Source organism: Luethyella okanaganae, assembly GCF_042660285.1.
GTDB classification, from domain to species: domain Bacteria; phylum Actinomycetota; class Actinomycetes; order Actinomycetales; family Microbacteriaceae; genus Luethyella; species Luethyella okanaganae.
Genome location: NZ_JBHSTP010000001.1, coordinates 371,637 through 392,094, shown reverse-complemented (window position 1 = coordinate 392,094; position 20,458 = coordinate 371,637). Strand labels below are relative to the sequence as shown.

Annotated in this window: 18 protein-coding genes; 8 read left to right on the top strand and 10 right to left on the bottom strand. The window is 68.2% G+C overall.

The features are described from left to right. The first annotated feature begins 120 nt into the window (after positions 1–120). From ACFQB0_RS01720 to ACFQB0_RS01700, 5 genes are read left to right on the top strand one after another with little or no spacing between them, the layout of a single operon-like run. The gene (locus ACFQB0_RS01720) at positions 121–1,347 is read left to right on the top strand and encodes a hypothetical protein (protein ID WP_386726779.1); all 1,227 of its coding nucleotides are present in this window, start codon (positions 121–123) and stop codon (positions 1,345–1,347) included. Beyond that, complete coding sequence (locus ACFQB0_RS01715; protein WP_386726776.1) at positions 1,344–2,069, top strand: DUF4129 domain-containing protein; 726 nt, start codon at positions 1,344–1,346, stop codon at positions 2,067–2,069. Before ACFQB0_RS01720 ends, ACFQB0_RS01715 begins: the two co-directional genes overlap by 4 nt. After that, on the top strand, positions 2,066–3,361 hold the full coding sequence (locus tag ACFQB0_RS01710; RefSeq protein ID WP_386726775.1) for a DUF4350 domain-containing protein: 1,296 nt from the start codon (positions 2,066–2,068) through the stop codon (positions 3,359–3,361). The genes ACFQB0_RS01715 and ACFQB0_RS01710 overlap by 4 nt, the downstream gene beginning before the upstream one ends. After that, the gene (locus ACFQB0_RS01705; RefSeq protein WP_386726773.1) at positions 3,358–4,344 is read left to right on the top strand and encodes an AAA family ATPase; all 987 of its coding nucleotides are present in this window, start codon (positions 3,358–3,360) and stop codon (positions 4,342–4,344) included. Before ACFQB0_RS01710 ends, ACFQB0_RS01705 begins: the two co-directional genes overlap by 4 nt. A gap of 1 nt (position 4,345) precedes the next feature. Further along, positions 4,346–5,674 (top strand): DUF58 domain-containing protein, encoded by a 1,329-nt coding sequence (locus tag ACFQB0_RS01700; protein ID WP_386726771.1) that lies wholly within the window; start codon positions 4,346–4,348, stop codon positions 5,672–5,674. A gap of 38 nt (positions 5,675–5,712) precedes the next feature. Here the strand turns inward: ACFQB0_RS01700 and ACFQB0_RS01695 are convergent, their stop codons facing one another. Beyond that, positions 5,713–6,708 (bottom strand): stage II sporulation protein M, encoded by a 996-nt coding sequence (locus ACFQB0_RS01695; RefSeq protein WP_386726769.1) that lies wholly within the window; start codon positions 6,706–6,708, stop codon positions 5,713–5,715. Positions 6,709–6,725: 17 nt separating this feature from the next. Between ACFQB0_RS01695 and ACFQB0_RS01690 the strand changes: the two genes are divergently transcribed. Then, the gene (locus tag ACFQB0_RS01690; protein ID WP_386726766.1) at positions 6,726–7,580 is read left to right on the top strand and encodes an RDD family protein; all 855 of its coding nucleotides are present in this window, start codon (positions 6,726–6,728) and stop codon (positions 7,578–7,580) included. An 89-nt stretch (positions 7,581–7,669) separates the two neighbouring features. Here the strand turns inward: ACFQB0_RS01690 and ahcY are convergent, their stop codons facing one another. Genes ahcY through ACFQB0_RS01675 form a run of 3 tightly spaced genes read right to left on the bottom strand, consistent with a single transcriptional unit; the run spans position 7,670 to position 10,860 of the window. Then, a complete protein-coding gene (gene ahcY / locus ACFQB0_RS01685; RefSeq protein ID WP_386726763.1) occupies positions 7,670–9,148 on the bottom strand; it encodes an adenosylhomocysteinase in 1,479 nt (492 codons plus the stop codon). A gap of 60 nt (positions 9,149–9,208) precedes the next feature. Continuing rightward, positions 9,209–10,645, bottom strand: coding sequence for a phosphomannomutase/phosphoglucomutase (locus tag ACFQB0_RS01680; protein ID WP_386726760.1), 1,437 nt, complete (start codon positions 10,643–10,645; stop codon positions 9,209–9,211). Further along, positions 10,642–10,860: a DUF3499 family protein gene (locus tag ACFQB0_RS01675; RefSeq protein WP_386726758.1), complete on the bottom strand. Its 219-nt coding sequence runs from the start codon at positions 10,858–10,860 to the stop codon at positions 10,642–10,644. Before ACFQB0_RS01675 ends, ACFQB0_RS01680 begins: the two co-directional genes overlap by 4 nt. A 44-nt stretch (positions 10,861–10,904) precedes the next feature. On the opposite strand from ACFQB0_RS01675, the gene ACFQB0_RS01670 reads away from it, so the two are divergent. Further along, positions 10,905–11,351, top strand: coding sequence for a metallopeptidase family protein (locus ACFQB0_RS01670; protein ID WP_386726755.1), 447 nt, complete (start codon positions 10,905–10,907; stop codon positions 11,349–11,351). Between the two features lie 132 nt (positions 11,352–11,483). Here the strand turns inward: ACFQB0_RS01670 and ACFQB0_RS01665 are convergent, their stop codons facing one another. The 5 genes from ACFQB0_RS01665 to ACFQB0_RS01645 all read right to left on the bottom strand — a co-directional run bounded on the left by ACFQB0_RS01665 (position 11,484) and on the right by ACFQB0_RS01645 (position 18,035). After that, positions 11,484–13,031 (bottom strand): DUF5719 family protein, encoded by a 1,548-nt coding sequence (locus ACFQB0_RS01665; RefSeq protein ID WP_386726753.1) that lies wholly within the window; start codon positions 13,029–13,031, stop codon positions 11,484–11,486. After that, on the bottom strand, positions 13,021–16,206 hold the full coding sequence (locus tag ACFQB0_RS01660; RefSeq protein ID WP_386726750.1) for a glycosyltransferase: 3,186 nt from the start codon (positions 16,204–16,206) through the stop codon (positions 13,021–13,023). Before ACFQB0_RS01660 ends, ACFQB0_RS01665 begins: the two co-directional genes overlap by 11 nt. Before the next feature lie 159 nt (positions 16,207–16,365). Further along, the gene (locus tag ACFQB0_RS01655) at positions 16,366–16,686 is read right to left on the bottom strand and encodes a WhiB family transcriptional regulator (RefSeq protein WP_386726749.1); all 321 of its coding nucleotides are present in this window, start codon (positions 16,684–16,686) and stop codon (positions 16,366–16,368) included. Positions 16,687–16,869: 183 nt separating this feature from the next. Continuing rightward, complete coding sequence (gene galE, locus ACFQB0_RS01650) at positions 16,870–17,835, bottom strand: UDP-glucose 4-epimerase GalE (RefSeq protein WP_386726746.1); 966 nt, start codon at positions 17,833–17,835, stop codon at positions 16,870–16,872. Positions 17,836–17,888: 53 nt separating this feature from the next. Beyond that, positions 17,889–18,035 carry a hypothetical protein gene (locus tag ACFQB0_RS01645; protein WP_386726744.1) on the bottom strand — a complete coding sequence of 49 codons (147 nt, stop codon included), beginning with the start codon at positions 18,033–18,035 and terminating at the stop codon, positions 17,889–17,891. Positions 18,036–18,138: 103 nt separating this feature from the next. Here ACFQB0_RS01645 and ACFQB0_RS01640 point away from each other — a divergent pair, with 103 nt between their 5' ends. Then, positions 18,139–19,119, top strand: coding sequence for a GlxA family transcriptional regulator (locus ACFQB0_RS01640; RefSeq protein WP_386726742.1), 981 nt, complete (start codon positions 18,139–18,141; stop codon positions 19,117–19,119). Positions 19,120–19,121: 2 nt separating this feature from the next. Here ACFQB0_RS01640 and manA read toward each other — a convergent pair whose 3' ends face one another. Continuing rightward, positions 19,122–20,354 (bottom strand): mannose-6-phosphate isomerase, class I, encoded by a 1,233-nt coding sequence (gene manA, locus ACFQB0_RS01635; RefSeq protein WP_386726739.1) that lies wholly within the window; start codon positions 20,352–20,354, stop codon positions 19,122–19,124. Positions 20,355–20,458 lie beyond the last annotated feature (104 nt).

Here is a 20,458-nt window from a genome sequence, read left to right as displayed (position 1 = left end):
GCTGAGGCCGGGTGCTCCGTCGGGCTCGGCCGTGCGTCCTCTCGCATAAGAGTAGTCGAGACGACCGGAAAGGTGCGGGAGACGCTGTGCGAAGGGGCCGGCTATGACAGCATTGGTCTGGTGACGGATGAGCAGAACTGGCAACCTCCCGCAGCCGCCCCGCAGGATCGCCCACGCTACGGCGAGTATGCCCCGACACCCGTCGAGCCGCCTTCTCGGCAGTACGGCTATCCGCAGCCGGCCATGGGCCGGCAGCCGTACGGGCAGGCACCATACGAGCAGCAGCCCGGCTGGACTCCCCCACCGAAGCCCGGTCTCATCCCGCTGCGCCCGCTCGGCTTCGGCACCCTCATCGGCACCCCGTTCCAGGTGCTCAGGCGCAACCCCAAGGCCACCTTCGGCAGCGCGCTCCTCATCCAGGCCATCACCCTGGTGGCGACCCTCGTCGTCCTGATCCCTGTCGGCATCGGCGTCGTCGGGCGCATCGAGAGCGCCACTCTCGGCGAGCGCGATGCGGTCGCAGCCGGCGGGATCGCAGCGCTCGTGCTGTCGGCGCTCGTGCCACTCGCGATCTCGATCCTGGCCTCAGCTCTGTTGCAGGGGGTCATCGTGCTCGAGGTCGCACGCGCGACCCTCGGCGAGAAGCTCACCCTCGGGATGCTCTGGAAAGCGGTGTTCAAGCGCCTCTGGCCGCTCACCCTGTGGATCCTGATCCTGGCCGGGGCCCTTCTCGTCGCTCTCGGCGTTCTCGTCGCGATCATCACCGGCCTCGTCCTGCTCGGCGGTGCTTTCATCGGCGTCGGAGTGCTCGCCGGCGTCGTCGGCGGCCTCGGCCTCGCCCTGCTGTTCGTCTGGTTGTTCGTCAAGACCTCTCTCGTACCCTGCCTCGTCGTCGTCGAGAGGGCCGGAGTGTCAGCCGCCATCCGGCGATCGTGGGCCCTCACGAACGGCTACTTCTGGAAGACGTTCGGCGTGCAATTGCTCGTCGGCCTCATCGTCAACGTCGTGAGCCAGGTCGTGACGACCCCGATCATGCTGCTCTACAGTTTCGCTGTGACACTCATCGATCCGAACAACGTCCTCAACAGCATCGGGCCCGCCATCGGGCTCTACCTCGTGCTGATCATCGTCACCCTCGTCGTCGGTTCGATCGCGGCCGTCGCCCAGGCAGCCACTGTCGCGCTCATCTACATCGATCTGCGGATGCGCAAGGAGGGTCTCGACCTCGAACTGCAACGTTTCGTCGAGGCGCGCGAAGCGGGAAATGACGACGTCGCCAACCCGTATCTCGTCGCGGCCGGCACACCGCACGCGACCGCCCCGAAACCCGCTTCCCCCTGGGCATGATGCTTCCGACGCCGACCATGCCGTCCGCTCCCGTCGCGCACCCTCCCGCCGTGCTCGGGATGGCCACGATCGATGTGCCGGTCGACCCGGAGGCACCGGAAGCCAGGCAATGGCTCATCGACGAGCTCGCCAAGCCGCCCTATCAGGCTGCGAAGCCGAGCCTGTTCGATCATGCATCGAAGGCCGTCTGGGACTGGCTGAACTCGCTCTTCGTCCCCACAGGCGACGCGTTCGACGGCTGGCTGCCCATACTCGTCGTCGGTGTGGTCGTCGTGCTCATCGCCGTCGCCTTCCTCGTCTTCGGACTCCCCCGCCTCAATCGCCGCAGCCGTACGGCGATCCCGCTCTTCGGGATCGACGAGCGCCGCAGCGCCGGTGACATCCGACAGGCGGCACGGGCGGCGGCGGCATCCGGCGACTGGTCACTCGCCATCGAGGAGCAGTTCCGCGCGATCGCGAGCGACCTCTCGTCGCGCACGATCCTCAACGTCACCCCCGGCACCACCGCGAACGAGTTCGCGCGTGCGGCAGCCTACTCGTTCCCCGCAGAACGAGAGGGACTGCGCACTGCGGCGGCGGCCTTCGACGAGGTTCGCTATCTCGACCGCGCCGGAACGGAGGACGGCTTCCGTCATGTTCTCGCTCTCGACGAGCGGCTGCGTACCACACGACCCGGGAATCTCGGCCCGTCACACGTGGGAACGCCGGGTGATCGGGCATGAGCAGGCGCAGCGATCCCGGAGCCGAGCTCATCGCGCATTCCGATTCACCCCTCGGCGACCAATCGGCCGTGGCCGACGATGTCGCGCCATCGGCGACTCCGACCGTCCGTGCCGCGTCACGGAAAGCGGCCTACTGGGTGGTCGCAGCCGTCGGCACTCTTCTCGTCGGGGTTCTCATGATCCTGATCGTCGGCGGGAGCTCGACCGGCGGGCCGCCCCTCGCCTCCGACAATCCGGCGCAGGCGGGTGGCAAAGCCCTCGCCGAGGTGCTGCGACAGCGCGGGGTGTCCGTCGTGGCCGCCGATAGCCTCGCCGAGGCACGTGACGCTGCGGCGTCCGCCCCGGAAGCGACGCTGTTCTTCTACGACCCCACCGGGTATCTGGGCGACGACCAGCTGATCGAGATGGCCGGACTCGCGGAGCACACTGTCGTCGCAGACCCCGACTTCTCGACGCTGCAGACGCTCGCACCCGACGTCGGTTTCGGCGGAGTCGGAGCAGCAGCAGAAGCAGACGCCTCATGTGCGGTGCCTGCGGCTCGGAAGGCCGGGCAGATCACCCCGGGAACGAACACGCTCTCCCTCGCCGGCGACGCATCGGGCAGCCTCACGGGTTGCTTCCCGAGCGGCGGCGACACCTACGCTCTGGTACAGCGACAAAGCGGCTCAACGACGCTCACCCTCGTCGCGCCGACCGAGGTCTTCAGCAACGATACGATCGCCGATTTCGGGAATGCCGCGCTCGCTCTCAATCTCCTCGGCGAGCACGAGACCCTCGTGTGGTACATCCCCACCCTCGCTGACGTCGCGGTCGACGGGCCGCCGAGCCTCGCGGAGCTCACTCCCGGCTGGGTCACCCCGGTTCTGAGTCTCGCAGCGGTCGTCGCCCTCGCCGCGGCGGTCTGGCGCGGTCGCCGGTTCGGCGCCATCGTCGTCGAGAACCTTCCCGTCGTGGTCAAGGCGAGCGAGACCATGGAGGGCCGCGCTCGACTCTACGCACGCAACTCCGCGCGGCTCCGCGCACTCGACGCCCTGCGCATCGGAACGATCGACCGCCTCGCCCACCGGTTGGGTCTCTCCCGCACCGCGAGCGTCGACGAGGTCGCCGGCTCGGTCGCGACGACGATCGGCGCGAAGCTGCACGAGGTACGATTCTGGCTCGTCGACGCCGTCCCCTCCGGCGACGCCGAGCTGATACGCCTCTCCGACCACCTACTCGGCCTCGAACACGCCGTCGAGCGCGCAACCTCCTTCGATTCACCCCACAACGCACACGGAAGAACGGACACATGAGCGAAACCGCATACGCCACGAACACGGAGACGGTCGACGAGCTGCGCACCGCGCTCGCACAGGTGCGCACCGAGGTCGGCAAGGCCGTCGTCGGTCAGGATGGAGCAGTCACGGGACTCATCATCGCCCTTCTGGCACGTGGCCACGTGCTGCTCGAGGGCGTTCCCGGGGTGGCCAAGACGCTCCTCGTGCGATCGCTCAGCCAGGCGCTGAGCCTCGAGACACGTCGTGTGCAGTTCACCCCGGACCTCATGCCCGGCGATGTGACCGGATCGATCGTCTACGACGCGAAGGAGGCCGACTTCGAGTTCCGCGAAGGACCCGTCTTCACGAACATCCTGCTCGCCGACGAGATCAACCGCACGCCGCCGAAGACCCAGTCGGCCCTGCTGGAGGCGATGGAGGAGCGCCAAGTCAGCGTCGACGGCGTCTCCCGCAAACTCCCGGATCCGTTCATCGTCGCCGCTACCCAGAACCCGATCGAGTACGAGGGCACCTATACGCTGCCGGAGGCGCAACTCGACCGCTTCCTGCTCAAACTCGTGCTCGATCTGCCGGAGCGGGAGGCGGAGGTCGAGGTGCTGCGCCGCCACTCCGCCGGGTTCGACCCGCGTGACCTCGCGGCAGCCGGAGTGACGCCCGTCGTCGGTTCGGCGGAGCTCGCCGCGGCCCAGGCATCCGTGTCGTCGGTGGGCGCTAGCCCCGATGTGCTCGGCTACGCCGTCGACCTCGCCCGCGCCACACGGCGCAGCCCCTCGGTCAAGCTGGGCGTCAGCCCCCGTGGAACGACCGCGCTGCTCGCCTCGGCGAAGGCCTGGTCCTGGCTGAGCGGCTACGATTCGATCACCCCCGACCATGTTCAGGCGATGGTTCTGCCGGTCTGGAGACACCGGATCCAACTGCGGCCGGAAGCCGAGCTCGAGGGTGTCTCCGTCGACGCGATCCTGCGCTCGATCATGCAGCAAGTCCAAGTCCCGATCTAACATGGCCGTCACCGGACGTTTCGTCGCATTCCTCGCCATCGGGGCGGTGCCGATCGTGCTGCTCGGACGCACCCAGGAGGCAGCGGCGCTCGTGCTGCTCGCGTGGGTGCTGCTTTCTGCCCTGTGCGGCATGCTCGATCTCTCCCTGGCGGCGTCACCACGCCTCCTGGCCGTGAACCGGGCCGTGCCGGAACGGGTGCGCCTCGGCGAGACCGTCACATCGGAACTGTTCATCGCGAACCGCGGTGAGCGCACGCTGCGGGGCATCGTTCGGGATGCCTGGCAGCCGTCAGCCGGCGCCACGATCACACGCACGCGGATCACGATTCCGCCCGGCGAGCGACGGCGTGTCGCGATTCCGCTCACGCCGTTCCGCCGCGGGGAGCGCCGAGTGGAGCAGGTCACGGTCCGTTCGTTCGGCCCGCTCGGGCTGTGGGCACGCCAGGCGACGCTGACGTATCCAGGTCGCATCCGGGTTCTGCCACCGTTCCATTCGCGCAAGCATCTGCCGTCTCGACTCGCGCGCCTGCGCGAACTCGACGGTCGGACATCGGTCATGGTGCGCGGCCAGGGCACCGAGTTCGACAGCCTGCGCGAGTACGTGCGCGGCGATGACGTGCGGTCCATCGACTGGCGTGCGACCGCCAGGCGGAACGATCCTTCGGGTGCCGGACAGAAACTCATGGTGCGCACCTGGCGGCCGGAACGCGACAGGAGGGTCGTCGTCCTCATCGATTCCGGGCGCACCTCTGCCGCCCGGGTCGACGACGAGCCACGCATCGACACGGCGTTCGAAGCGTCGCTCCTGCTAGCTGCGCTCGCGACCCGCGCCGGCGACCGGGTCGACTTCCTCGCCTACGACCGTCGCGCGCGAGGCCGGGTTCAGGGTGCGACGGGCGCCGATCTGCTCTCGCGCATGGTGGATTCGATGGCGCTCATCGAACCGGAGCTCATCGAGACCGACTGGTCGGCCGTGCCGGGCCAGGTACGCACGGTGACGAGCCAGCACGCGCTCGTGGTGCTGATCACATCGATCGATGCGCCGGGAGCCTCGCGCGGACTGCTGTCTGTGCTGCCGCAGCTCAGCCGACGGCACACCGTCGTCGTGGCGTCCGTCACCGATCCGGCCGCGCTGCAGGCCACGACCGAACGCGACAGCCGCGAACAGGTCTATCGCGCGGCGTCCGGTGAAAGGTCTCTGCTCGAGGTGGCGCGTGTCTCAGCGGCGATCCGTCGGCTCGGCGGCGAGGTCGTGACGGGTGCACCGACCGAGCTCCCACCTGCCCTCGTCGACCACTACCTGGCGCTCAAGGCGGCCGGTCGACTCTGACGCTGCCACCTCGTCGAACGATGCTCGACCCGGCTGTGTCACGCAGCGATGATGCGTCGGGCACCCGCCTCGTACTCGCCGAGATCGCCGGTCTCGCCCGCGTCGTTAGCCCGCCGCCCGAGCACGAGCATATAGAAGAGAAACGCGCAGAGAGCGAGCACGCCGACGCCGATCTTGACCGGCCAGGGCCAGTCCGCCGGCGTCACGAAGCCCTCAATGATTCCCGCGACGAAAAGCGCGATCACGAGACCTGTCGCCACGGTGAACAGTGATCGCCCGTCCTCGGCGAGCGCCTGGCCACGCGTGCGCGGGCCTGGCGAGATCCACGCCCAGAAGATCCTCAGACCGGCCGCGGCGGCGACGAAGACGCAGGTGAGCTCGAGCAGTCCGTGCGGTGCGATGTAGAGGAAGAAGACGTCGCCCTTGCCGTAGGCGAACATGACCGCGGCGCTCACTCCAAAATTCTGCGCGTTGCTGAAGATGACGCCGGGCACGTACACGCCCGAGATGCCGAACGCGATGCACTGTGCCGCGATCCACGCGTTGTTGGTCCAGACGAGCCCGGTGAACGACGCGGCGGGATTCTCGGAGTAGTAGTCGACGAAGTCCTCGTCGGCGACCTTCCGAAGCTGCTCGTCGCTTCCGAAGTTCGCGAGCACCTGGGGATCTCCGAGCGCCCACCACGCGTACAGGCCCGCGATCACGACGGTAGCGATGGCAACCGCGAGGGTCAGCCAGCGCAAGCGGTACAGTGCGGCGGGAAGCTGCGCGATGAAGAACCGTGGGATCTGGGCCAGCAGGTTGGCGCCCGCCCCGGTGAATCGAAGCCGGGCGCGCGAGAGCGACACCGAGAGCCGGTCTCCTTGCACGGTCGAGCCTGCCGTCGTCTTGATGGCGGACAGCTGCGTCGCGCCCGACTGATATCGGTCGATCAGCTCGTCCGCCTCGGCTCCCGTCAGGGAGCGGCGACCGCCCAACTCGGCGAGGCGGGTCCATTCATCGCGGTGTGCGGCGGAGTATGCGTCGAGATCCATCTGCTTGAATACTATCTATGGCCCAGCCTGTTCCGCCGAGTACGGCCCTCGTCAGTCAGCGCGACGATGAGGCGCTCGTGACCGGCGAGGCCGTCGCGCTCGACGTGCGTCCCGCTGGTGTGATCCTGCGCGGTGCAGGCACCCTCATCGACTGGGCGCTCTCCCTCGCCCTGTTCCTCCTCGCCGCCTTCGCCGTCATGACGATCGCCGGCTCGCGCCTCGACCCGGCACTGGCGACGGCCTTGACGACCGCCAGCCTCGTGTTCGCGATCGTCGTCGTTCCCACCGTCGTCGAGACCGCGACCGGGGGACGATCGCTCGGCAAGCTCGCAATCGGCGCACGCATCGTGCGCGACGACGGCGGAGCGATCCAGCTGCGCCACGCCTTCATCCGTGCCCTCGTCGGTGTCTTCGAGATCTACATGACCTTCGGAGGTCTCGCCGCAATGACCGGTCTCCTCAACGCGAAGGCGAAACGGCTCGGCGACATGATCGCCGGCACCTATAGCCAGATGGAACGGGTCCCAGCCTACGACCAGCCGGTCTACGGGGTTCCGCTACCGCTGACCGAGTGGGCACGGATCGTCGATGTCGCGAAGATGCCGGACCCCTTGTCCCGCCGCATCGCGCAGTTCCTCGCCCAGGCCTCGAAGCTCACTCCTGAAACCCGGGTTCGGCTCGCCGCGGACCTCGCCCAGGAGGCCTCCCCCTACGTCTCGCCGCTGCCTCGGGTGCCCGCCGAGATGTTCCTCGCCGGGGTCATCGCCATGAGGCGCGATCGCGAGTACGCCGCTCTCATGATCGAACGCGAACACATGCTCCGGCTCGCGCCCGCGCTCACCGGACTACCGCACGGTTTTCCCGAGCGCTGAACGCGCCGTCCGCCTCGGATGCCGTCCACCGAGCCGGGGTCAGGCAGCGTCGCGCGGGCGGGCGTGACCGGAGGCCGCCGAGGCCTCGATCAGTAGCGGTAGTGATCGACCTTGTACGGGCCATCGACGGAGACGCCGATATAGCCGGCCTGCTCCGGCGAAAGCGTCGTGAGCTCCACGCCGAGCGCGTCGAGGTGCAGGCGCGCCACCTTCTCGTCGAGGTGCTTCGGCAGTACATAGACCCCGATTGGGTAGCGCTCCGGAAAGCAGTACAGCTCGATCTGTGCAAGCACCTGATTGGCGAACGAGTTGCTCATCACGAAGGAGGGGTGACCGGTCGCGTTGCCGAGATTCATCAGACGTCCCTCGCTCAGGACGAGCACGGAACGCCCCGTCGGCAGGCGCCATTCGTGCACCTGTGGCTTGATCCGCACCTTCTCGGCCCCAGCGAGGCTCTCGAGACCCGCCATGTCGATCTCGTTGTCGAAGTGGCCGACGTTGGCCACGATCGCGAGGTGCTTCATCGCGAGGATGTGCTCCGTCGTGATGACGTTGTAGTTCCCTGTTCCCGTGACGAAGATGTCCACCTCGCCGACGACGCTCTCGATACGCGCCACCTGATAGCCGTCCATGGCCGCCTGGAGCGCGCAGATCGGGTCGACCTCGCTCACGATCACCCGAGCACCCTGGCCGCGCAGCGCCTCGGCCGCACCCTTGCCGACATCCCCGTAACCCGCGACGAAGGCGGTCTTGCCGCCTATGAGCACATCGGTCGCCCGGTTGAGACCGTCGGGCAGCGAATGACGGATGCCGTACTTGTTGTCGAACTTCGACTTGGTGACCGAGTCGTTCACGTTGATCGCGGGAAAGAGCAGTCCACCGGTTGCAGCGAGCTCGTAGAGGCGGTGCACGCCTGTCGTTGTCTCCTCCGTCACACCCTTGATCTCGGCCGCGATGCGGGTCCACCGGTCGACCGAGAGGTCGAGCGACCGCCGCAGCGTCTCGAGCACGATACGGTACTCGTGGCTGTCGGCGTCGCCGGGGGCCGGAACACTCCCGGCGAGCTCGAACTCCCGGCCTTTGTGCACGAGCAGTGTGGCATCGCCGCCGTCGTCGAGGATCATGTTCGGCCCGGCCCAGGTCGCGCCGGCCGCCGCGGCCTCGGCGCTCCAGTCGAAGATACGCTCGGCGCACCACCAGTACTCGTCGAGGGTCTCGCCCTTCCAAGCGAACACGGGCACGCCTGCCGGCTCGTCCTCGGTGCCGAAAGGGCCTACGGCGATGGCGGCCGCGGCGTCATCCTGCGTGGAGAAGATGTTGCAGCTCGCCCAGCGCACGTGGGCGCCGAGGGCGACAAGGGTCTCGATGAGCACCGCGGTCTGCACGGTCATGTGCAGCGAGCCTGCGATCCTGGCACCGGAGAGAGGTTTGGTCTCGCCGAACTCGGAACGCAGCGCCATGAGGCCCGGCATCTCGTTCTCGGCGAGCCGGATCTGGTGACGACCCGCTTCGGCGAGCGAGAGGTCGGCAACCTTGAACGGCAGGGCGGATGTCGCGGCGAGGGTCATGCCCCCATTCTCGCAGCATCCGAGGCGGTCACCCGCACCGATCCGACCGTCCGGAGTGCGCTATGCCCGGATGAGGGCGAGCGCCTCGTCGCGTATGCGCCCCATCTCGCCTTGGCTGGCGGCCTCGACGTTGAGGCGTAGGAGCGGTTCCGTGTTCGACGGACGCACGCTGAACCACCAGAACGGCTCGTCCGCCGAGGTGATGCCTGTGACGGTGAGCCCGTCGAACTCGTCGAACTCGGCCCGGCCGGTGTAGTGTTCGACGATGCGCGCATAGGCCGCGGGCACGTCGGCGACGGTGGAGTTGATCTCGCCCGAGAGCGCATAGGGCGTGTACTCGGCGGCGAACGCCGAAAACGGACGCTCCTGACCGCCGAACTCGGCGATGGTGTGCATCGCGGCGAGCATGCCATTGTCGGCGCCCCAGAAATCGCGGAAGTAGTAGTGGGCGGAGTGCTCCCCGCCGAAGATGGCACCCGTCGCGCGCATCTCGTCCTTGATGAGCGAATGCCCGACCTTGGTGCGGACCGGAATCGCCCCGGCCGCCTCGATCGTCTCCGGCACGATCCTCGAGGTGATGAGGTTGTGGATGACGTAGATCTCCCCGTCGAATCCGGCTGCGCGCACCCGGGTGATCTCACGCAGAGCAACGATCGCGGCGATCGCTGAGGGGTTGACGGCCGCGCCGGTCTCGTCGACGACGAAACAGCGGTCTGCGTCTCCGTCGAAGGCGAGACCCAGATCCGCGCCATGCTCGACGACCGCCTTCTGCAGGTCGGCGAGGTTCGCCGGCTCGAGAGGGTTGGCCTCGTGGTTCGGAAAGGTGCCGTCGAGTTCGAAATAGAGCGGCACGATCTCGATCGGCAATGCGGACAGGCCGGCGGCCCGACCGAGCACCGCAGGCACGGTGAGTCCGCCCATGCCGTTGCCGGCGTCGACGACGACCCTGACCGGTCGGATGCCGGAGAGATCTACGAGCGAACGCAGGTACGCGGCGTAGTCCGCGAGCACGTCGAGTTCGCGGTAGCCGCCCTCGGCGGGGAGGGAGGCGACGCCGTTCCTCAGGTAGGCGGCTGCGCGGTCGCGGATGGCGACGAGACCCGTGTCGAGCGAGATGCCCTGGGCGCCGGCACGGGAGAACTTGATGCCGTTGTACGTCGCGGGATTGTGGCTCGCCGTGAACATGGCCGCCGGGGCGCCGAGAGCGCCAGACGAGAAGTAGCTCTCGTCGGTCGAGCACAGCCCGATGTTGACGACGTTGGCGCCGCGGGCCTGCGCGCCGCGGGCGAAGGCGGCCGCGAACTCTGGCGAGGAGTCGCGCATGTCGTGGCCGACGACGACGTCGGAGCCCGCTGCACCCACCTCGTCGACGAAGCCGGCCGCGAGCGCGGCGACGATGTCCGCCGTCATGGCCTCGCCGACGAGTCCACGCACGTCGTAGGCCTTGACGATCGTGTTCAGACGGGCAACGGAGTCTTCGGGGTGTTCGGAGGTCACGCGCTAAAACCTACATCACCGAGCACGACGTGCCGCACGACCTGCCACCCCTGCGGTGCCGAGAGGCGGTCGGCGTGGCGGGAGCAAAGATCGTAGCTGTGCGGCTCCGAACTGATGCTCAAAGGGCCGAGCACTGCCATGGAGTCGGCATAGACGTAAGTGAGCGTCGCCACCGCTTCATCGGCGCACACGATCCTGGAACACGGCCTGGTCATATCGAATCCAGATTACCGTCACCCGGGCGGAATAGGATGGCGACATGCCTCGATCACGACGTGCACTCGCACCGGCGCCCTCCGCACGCCGAGGCATCCGTGACCGGCACGGCCGTGGCTTGCGATCCTCCGTCGCTGGACCGTATCTGCCGATGCTGCGCGGGCGCATCGAGCTCTTCGACACGACCATCGCGTCGACCGCCGAATACCTGCGCGGGCTCTGGCCGGGCGAACTGTCGGCGATGACCATCGAGATCGCGTCCGCGCCCCACGATGCGTTGCACGGCGACCACGTCGACCGCTGGACGGTGCGTCCGCACGACAACAGGATCGTCTTCTATCGCGTTCCCATCCAGCGACTCAGCAAACTCCACCGCAACGACGAGGTGCACCAGCGGCTCATGGTGGAGAGTTGCGTGTTCCGCGCCGTCGCAGAACTGCTCGGCAAGGATCCGTGGGATCTGGCGCCCGAGCGCTTCCGGCATTTCTGACACCGCGCTGCGTCAGAGAAGCGCCGGCCGGCGTCGCCTCACGATCTGCCGGGCCGCCTCAGGCTCCTCGAGAACGACCACCTCTCCGACATATGGCCCCATAGAAGATTGGTTGCTTCACAGAAGCTGCTCTCACCCCTGCGAATCGTCTCGGGTCCCCATCACGAACGACGAGTCGTTCCTACGACCTGGATCTCGATCATCGTCCGGAAGAGAAAGCCCCTCGGCCAAGCGACGGGCGGTCTCGGCATACACCGTGATCGGCGCCGCGAGCGGGCCGGCGGGGAGGACGGCGAACGAGGAGAGCTGACCGTCGCCCTGATAGCCAACGGAGACCACGACGCCGGCTGCTCCGGCAAGCGTATATCGTGTCACCGGACGGACAGGCTGGGAGACGGACTTACCGGCCGCGACCACGACCTCGACAGGCTGACCATCCTCTGGTGTCAGGATGAGACGTTGATCCATGCTCGTCGGATTGGAGAGATGCATGACGGGGGACGGCCCCGAGGCGACTCCGAGGAACGCGTCACCGATCAGCGCGCCGGAGGAGACGAACCAGCCGAAGTCCTTTCCGCCTGCGCCGACGACCGAGCTGCGCGCGGCGGCCACGACCGGCTGATCGGCGGTCACCCTGACGGTGTATGTGCCGGTCGCGAGCGACGACAACGGGACCTCGGTCACGATGCCGGGGGCGAGCGACACCTCGAGGGAGGTTCCGACGGCCCCGCCCTCACCCGCCACACTCACCGTCGCCGTCGCGGGTTCCCCGCCGGGTGCGAGCAGTCGCAATCCCGGCTGATCGTCGCTGTATCCGGTGTCGTTGCTCAACGCCGGATCGGCGGCCCGCGCCACGACGATGAATCCGCTCACCACCTGCTCAACACTCGGCGGTGCAGTGATGCCGACGAGCTCGACTCCGCCAGGCTCGAGGCCGCGGACGATGCTCTGTTCGAGCGAGGCGACGACCTGACCGCCCCTCGTCGAGACCCGCACAACGGGCGACTTGAGGTTGGGCGCCAGTCCGGCGAGCGGGACGACGCGTTGCGATCCGGGCTGCACAAGGATTCCCGTCGCGCCCGGCGCCTCGACGGCACCGCTCTCGCCGTAGACCGTCAGATCGACGGTGGCGGCCACCGTTGTCGGATTGCTCAGCAGAACGAGGCTCGTCCGCCCGATGTCCGTCGAGCCGGCGACGAGCCAACTGTCCGCAGCCGCCTCGCCGCAGGCGGCGACCGCCAGCCCGGCGATCGTCTCCTGCTGGGCGGTCTGAGACTGGCTGCCGCCCATGAGCGGCGGCCTACTCGCGTTCTCGGCGACGGGAACGCTCAGCAGCAGCGGCGTGCCGTCTCGGCCTCCGCTCGCGTTGTCCGGCGCTGCGAGGTCGGTCACGGTCGCGACGCCCGCACCGGAATCGGAGCCGTAGCTCGCCGATTCCGAACCGAACGACGAGGCCGTCGTCGCGGCGCCGGCGTCCGCCGCGAGTCCGAGGAGCGGCCCGGGGCAGACCCTCTGCTGCTCGGTCGGATTCGGCGAGACGACCGTCGCCGGCGGCGTCGCCGTCACGGTCGGCCATGGCACGAACGCGGCGGCTCCCACGACGACGACGACCGCGGCGATCCCGAAGACGCCGGTAACGGCCCGCGCTCCGAGCAGAGCCCATCCTCGCCTAGTGGGCATCATCGTCTCCTTGCATGGGCGTGGCGGATCCGACGGCGGTCGCCTCCGTATCGTCCGTTTGGGCGGACCCCTCGGCGGGATCGGAAGGCTCTCGGAGAACGCCGGAGTCGCCGCGCTCGGGCTGCGCGCCATCGGTCTCAGCCGGGCTATCGGCGCTGGGACTCGGCACCGGAGCCTGTGCCCGGTTCGAGTCCGGCACGGCTACGGGGTCCGATGCGTCGGCATCCTCCTCTGTGCCGTCGGCCGCTGTCGGATCGTCCTCCGCTGAATCGACCTCCACCGACTCTCTCGGCTCTGGGTCCTCAGCGACATCGGCCTCGACCGCGGCGTCTGCAAGCGGTTTGGGTCGCCCCTTTCGCCCGGTCTGAGCGCGAGGCTCGTCGCGGCCGGCACCCGTCGGGATCGACAACAGCAAGGTCACTCCGAAGACGACGGCTTGCACGACGAGCACGAGCGTCCCGAACCAGCCGCCGGCATGCGCGGGGATGACCGCGGCATCGGCAGCCGCTCCGTCCCTCTCATAGCGCCACAGCGAGCCGAACGCCGTCTCACCGACGGGAACGAGCAACGGGTTGCCGTCCAGAGACGTCGAGGTCCGCCGGGAAGTCTCCTCCGCGGCGGTGCCGACTCCATGACCGAGTTCCCGCGCCGGCGGCGCGAGCAAGACGAAGCGGATACGGAACGCGTCGAGGCCGTCGCTCGCGTCGAGGCCGCTGCGGGAACTCAGGTTGCCGGCGAGCTCGGCGAGTCTCACCTCGTCGCCGCTCTGCGACTCATTCGTGTCGTTCAGCGTCGACTGGTCGTCGAGCGTCGTTCCCGTGCCGCGCTGGAGTACGGCACGCACCCCGCCGTCGGGCTGCGGAACGATCTCGAGCGTTCCCGCACGAGGATCTGACTGCGCCTCCGCGGTCACGAAGGCGGGGAGCGCGCGTTGCAGACCGCCTCGCACACTCGACTGCCCGAGGGGAAGGGCGATGGCCAACGGCACGGCCGCGATCACGAGGAGAACGCCGGATGCGACGGCGGGCAGCGTCGCCCACCGCCCGAGCGCGCGCAGGGCGACGACGAGCGCCCCGATCAACCCGAGCCAGTAGAGGCTCAGTCCTGTTCCGGTCCAGACGGGAACGGCCTGCGATCCGACAGTCGCCACGGCGATTCGGGACGCGCCGACCGCAGTCGCGAACCCCAGCGACGCGGTGAGCAGGGATAGTGCGGCCAGCCGGGAGCCAGGAAGGAAGAGCGCGAGCAGAGCAAGGAACCCGAGTGGGGCGAGCAGGACGGCGACGATCACCTGTGCTGTGACTCCCGGGAGTGCGACCACGTCGGCGAGGGCCGTCCATCCGCCGAGACCTCCATCCGGAAAGCCGAGGACGAGCTGCCACACAGAGACCCGGGGTCCGACGATGGCTACTCCCGGGTCGGCGACCAGGGCGAGCCACTGAGCTCTGCTGTACTGGTCGAAGACGAGGGGAGCGGCGAGGGCGAGCATCGGAATCGGGATGCCGAGGTACCGTATGGCCGAGCGTCCGCTCAGCGCCACCGCGACGAGCCACATCACGAGCAGCGCCGGTGCGAGCGACGGGGCGCAGGCGATGATCGCGGCGAACAGGAGCGCGGCGGTGGCAGCCGACGACCAGGACCGGGCCGCTGCCACCCCGGCGAAGAACAACCAGGGAAGCAGGAGGTGCACGAGGATCGCTGCGGGCCTGCCATCGACGACCGCGCTGAGGAAGGTCGGAGCGAGCATCCACAGGACTGCGGCGAGTGCGCGGAGCCAACCGTGCTCTGTGAGCCGTGCAGCCGCCATCCAGGCACCGAGAGCGGCGAGCGGTATGGCGAGGAAGTACAGCAGGAGCAGAGCGAAAGATGGCTCCCAGAAGGCAAGCGAACCGAGCACCGCGAGTACGGAGGCGAAAGGATCGGCAGCGCCGACGAAACCGACGCCGATGTCGCGCCACCCATAGCCGGTGTTCTGCCACAGCTCGGCTGGCGTCGCGCTGAGCGGCAGGAGTCCACCGCCCGAGATGGCCGGGGCGCCGAACAATGGCGCAAGGACGACCGCGGCGACGGCGACCGCGGCGAGCACGGTCCACGCGCCGCCCCCGCTGAAGAAGCGCAGTTCGCTTCGCGCGCCGCGCGCCCGGGTGATCTGAGCCTCGCGCAGGAGCGCACGACGACGATGGACCTCGGCGCCCGGAACCCGTAGCGGCGCGATCGACGCCCAGCCCAACGCTCGCGTTCTCGCGAGCTGCCGTCTCGCGGCGCTCGTGCGAAAGCCCGAGAACGCCGCGCCGAACGCGGCCGTGAACTCCCCTGCGATCGCGCCAGGCTGCTTGCGCAGGAGGCGCAGGATCGAGCGCAGGATCGCGAGCGGCACGAGCGACAACCAGTGGAACGGCACGGCGGCGGCCGGCGCATAGACGAGGCGCCGGTGCAGCTGAGCGGAGCGACGCTGCCGCAGGCGCTTGCGCCGCGCCGCGCCGCGCTGTGACGCACTCGGTCCTGCGACGCCGTCTCCCGCCGATGCGATGCGGGCCGCCGGGACCACCGATACCCGATGTCCGGCGAGCCTGGCACGCACGCAGAGGTCGAGCGCATCGTCGACCACGGGCAACGCCGGATCGAATCCGCCGAGTTGCTCCCACACGCGGTGCCGAACGAGCATCCCGCCGGCGCCGACGGCCATGACGTCGCTCAGGATGTCGTGCTGGGCCTGATCGAGCTCTTGGCCGACGAGCGAGATCGACGCCCCGTATCGGGTCATCGACTCGCCGAACTCGCGGAAGTAGTCGGCTCGGTCCCAGTCCATCTGCTTGGGGCCGACGATAGCGACGGACGGAGCGATCTCGAGCGCACCGACCAGGGCGGCGAGCGCATCCGGCTCGGGCGCACTGTCCTGCGCGATGAGCCAGAGCAGTTCGTTGTTCGATGTCGGCGGGGCGGTGACCCGCACCGCGGTGGCGACCGCGTCACCGAAGCTCAGCTCTTCGCCCGCCGCGATGAAATGTGTCGGACCGAATTCAGCGAGCAGTTCGGCCGTGGAATCCGTCGACCCGCAGTCGACCGTGACGATGGAATCGGGACGCCGCGTCTGTGTGGAGAGCGCATCGAGAGTCCGTGGAAGGTGCGCTGCGCCGTTGCGCGCGACCAGTATGGCGGTGACTCTCGGATACATCGTGGCAAGCCTAAGTCGACTCCATGCCGTCTCGGCCTAGGCGAGACGGGCGCGCCTCAAATCGGCCGAGGCCGTCGTGTGCCGCGTTCGCGGCACACCGACCATCAGATGTAAGCCAGCGCGGATGCTAACCAACGCAGATGCTAACCGGCGCGGATGCTAGCCAGCGCGCTTACGCAGCTTGCGCCGCTCGCGTTCGGACAGCCCACCCCAGATTCCGAAACGCTCGTCGTTGGCGAGCGCGTACTCGAGACATTCCGTCCGCACCTCGCACGATCCGCAGATCTTCTTGGCATCCCTCGTCGATCCGCCCTTTTCAGGGAAGAACGCTTCGGGATCGGTCTGCGCACACAGAGAATCGGACTGCCATGCCAAGGGGTTGTCATCGTCGATGTTCGACCGAACTCCGGGCACCCCCAGTGTGACAGGATCAACGAACCAGTCTTCGGGTACCCCAGAACGATACTCAGGAACTGCCATATCGTCTCCCACCCATTGTGTGGCGCACCATCGCGGCGCGTCACAAGTAATTACACCGTTGTAGTTACCGTGGAGTCAAGTCGCAGATCGTAAACCCTCAACCGACCCTCGAGGGTTTACGACGCGCCGGAGAACACTCGTGTCACACCGCGCGGAGCGCGATCCCCCCGTTCGAGGGTGCGGTCATGGCGTCGCATTCCGTCGCGAGTTCCAGGCGCTCGCGACCATCTCGTCGAGCGTATGCCGCATGCGCCAGTCGAGGTCCCGGGCCGCGAGCTTCCCCGAGGCGACGATCCGTGCCGGGTCGCCGGGACGCGGTGGACCGACATCGGGCACGAAGGCGATGCCCGTGACCTTCGCCATCGCCTCCATGATCTCCCCGACGGAGACCCCGTCGCCGCTGCCGAGGTTGTACACGGGCTCGATCGCATCGCCGGCGTCGAGCAGCTTCGCCGCAGCGACATGCGCGATCGCGAGATCGGCGACATGAATGTAGTCACGCACGCAGGTGCCGTCTGGAGTCGGATAGTCGTCTCCGTTGATGCGCGGTGAACGACCCTCGAGCAGAGCCTCGAACACAAGCGGGAACAGGTTGTGCGGGCTTGAGTCGTAGAGATCGGCGGCGCCGGATCCAACGACGTTGAAGTAGCGCAACGAGGTATGACGGAGCCCGACGGCCGCACCCTGATCGCGAAGCAGCCACTCGCCGATCAGCTTCGACTCGCCGTAGGGGGATTCCGGACTCTTCGTCGTCCGCTCGGTGACGAGGTCGGTGTCGGGAGTGCCATACACGGCGGCGCTCGATGAGAACACGATGCTCGGGACATCCGCCGCCTGCATCGCGGCCAGCAGGGTGATCGTCGCCGTGACGTTCTGCTCGTAGGCGTGCAGCGGGCGTTGCACCGAGACGCCAGCGTACTTGAATCCCGCGACGTGGACGACGCCGGAGACCTCGTGCTGGGCGAAGACGCCGTCGAGCAGTGCGCGGTCGAGGATCGTTCCCATCGCGAAGGGCACGTCGGCGGGGACGAAGTCGCGATGACCGCTCGAGAGGTCGTCGACGACGACGACCTCGACCCCCTGGTCACGGAACGCTCGCACGATGTGCGCACCGATGTAGCCGGCTCCCCCGGTGACAAGCCAAGCCATCCCGCGCACCTCTCAGCGTCGTGGCCGGTGTCGATCCACCGGCCACGACCACCCTAGCGCCAGTCGGTCGCGTCGCCCCTGTGCCTGTTGCGCTCGCTGATCTCCGGACGGCCGTACCCATCCTGATCGACCCCGAGAACCGTTGCCAGGACACCCCAGAGCACGAGAGCCGCGAGTGCGAAGAGAACGATTGCCGTCATGGCAGAAACTCTACGGATTGCGTGTTTCTGCCGCGAGTGGCAGAATAGACACTGTTCGGCATATTTCTGCCAACGATATGCGCCTCGTCCCATGGAGGGTTCCATGCTCCAGAAGATCGCCTGCATCGCCCTGCCGGGCATGGCGCCGTTCGAGTTCGGCGTCATCTGCGAGGTGTTCGGCATCGACCGCAGCGATCAGGGCGGTCCGGTCTTCGACTTCCACGTCGTCGCGGCGGAGCCAGGCCCGATCCACATGAGGCTCGGCTTCGACATCGTCGTGCACGACGACCTCGCCGCCGCCGCCGACGCCGACCTCGTGGCGGTACCCGCCTACTATATGGATACCCTGGTCGCCGGTGACGCTCACCCCCGCGTGCATCCGGACATCATCAGGGTCGTGCAGGAGGCCGAGGCGCGCGGCGCCTGGGTGCTGAGTGTCTGCAGCGGTGCGTTCGTGCTCGGCGAGGCCGGGCTGCTCGACGGTCGCCGCAGCACCACCCACTGGATGCACACCGACCGCCTCGCCCGTCGCTTCCCACGCACCGAGGTCGACCCTGACGTGCTCTTCGTCCAGGACGACCACGTCGTCACCGGCGCGGGCACCGCAGCGGGCATCGATGCCGCGCTGCACATCGTGCGCAAGGAACTGGGCGCCGCCGCCGCGAACATCATCGCCAGGCGAATGGTCGTCCCGCCGCAACGCGACGGCGGCCAGTCCCAATTCATCCGGACCCCGGTCATCGAGTGCCAGAGCGACTCGTTCGCCTCGGTCACGGAGTGGATGCTCGAGAACCTCGACCAGGCGCTCACCGTCGACCAGCTTGCACGCAAGGCGCTCATGTCCTCGCGCACTTTCGCCCGTCGTTTCCGTGCCGAGATGGGCACGACGCCGACCGCCTGGCTCAACCGTCAGCGGCTGCTCCGCGCCCAGCAATTGCTCGAAGAGACCGACCTCGGGCTCGAGGCGATCGCGAGCGACACCGGTTTCGGCGCAGCCGCCGTCATGCGGCACCACTTCCTCAAGGTGTTGCAGACCACGCCGACCGCGTACCGGCGCACCTTCGGCGCCCGCAAGGCCGTCTGAGCTCAGCCGACGGTCGCGAGGAAGAACGTGCCGTTCGCGACGACGGCGAGCGGCCCCTCGTCCGGAGTGATGAAGAGCGCCTCGCCGCGCGTGACGGAGGCTGAGGACACGGCGCCGCTGAGCCGTACGGCACCGCTCGTGCAGAGCCCGATCGCCGCACCCCGGAGCTCGAGCGTCTGCTCGCCCCCGCCCTCGACACGGTAGAGCACGAAGTCGGGAACGTCTGGCCGGAACACCGAAAGACCCGGAGCAGGATGCTCGGCCTCGAGCAGGGGAATGGGGAGCGGCGTGAAGTCGAGCACCTCGAGCAGCTCATCGACATCGATGTGCTTCGGGGTGAGACCACCGCGCAGCACGTTGTCCGAGGCCGCCATGAGCTCGATTCCCAGGCCGGAGAGGTAGGCATGGATGTTGCCCGCCGGCAGATAGAGCGCCTCGCCGGCGTGCAGGGTCACCCGATTCAGCAGAAGAGACAGGACTATCCCGGGGTCGCCGGGGTACGCTCGCGCGAGATCGCGCACGGTCCCGAACTCGCGAGCGTACGGCGACGCGGATGCCCCCGCCTCCCCCGCTAGCGCGACGACGCGCTCCACGAGCCAGGAAACCTCCCCGCTGTCCTCGCCACGCCCGTCACGCAACAGCCATTCGACCGTGTCGCGCAGCGGATCCTCCGCCAGCAGATGCGCCTCGAACACGTCGAGCGGGTCCGGTTGCGGATTGCTCGTCGCCGCATCCAGCTCACGGAGCGCGGTCAGGACCGACACCGTCTCCTCGACCGGACGAAAGCCGCTCAATGCCTCGAAGTCGGGACTCAGGGCGACGATGAGCTCCGGCTTGTGAAAGGGGTCCTTGTAGTTGCGATCGGTCGCATCGATCGGGACTCCGGCCTCTTCCTCGAGCTCGAAGCCGGCCAGCGCCTGCTCTGAGGACGGATGCGCCTGCAGCGAGAGCGGTGCGGCCGCCGCGAGTACCTTCAACAGGAAGGGGAGCCGTGCGCCGTAGCGCGCGAAGGATCCTGCACCGAGCGCGCGCGCGGCATCCCGCTCGACAAGCACGGCGAGATCGGGGGCGTCCACGCTTCGGGGAGTGACGATCCTGCTCGGCGATCCCGCATGGGCACCGAGCCACAGCTCGGCTTCCGGTCGGCCGGATGGCTCCCGCCCGAGCAGTTCGGCAATCGCGCTCTTCGATCCCCACGCGTAGTCCCGCGGGGTATTGGTGATGGCCACAAACATAGTCGGTTCCCGATCGATTGGTTTATCCCAAACTACCAATCCCCTTCGCAGTCGGTGCCGACCCGCATGGGCCGGCCGTGATCGCCGAGGACCGCCTCACGAAG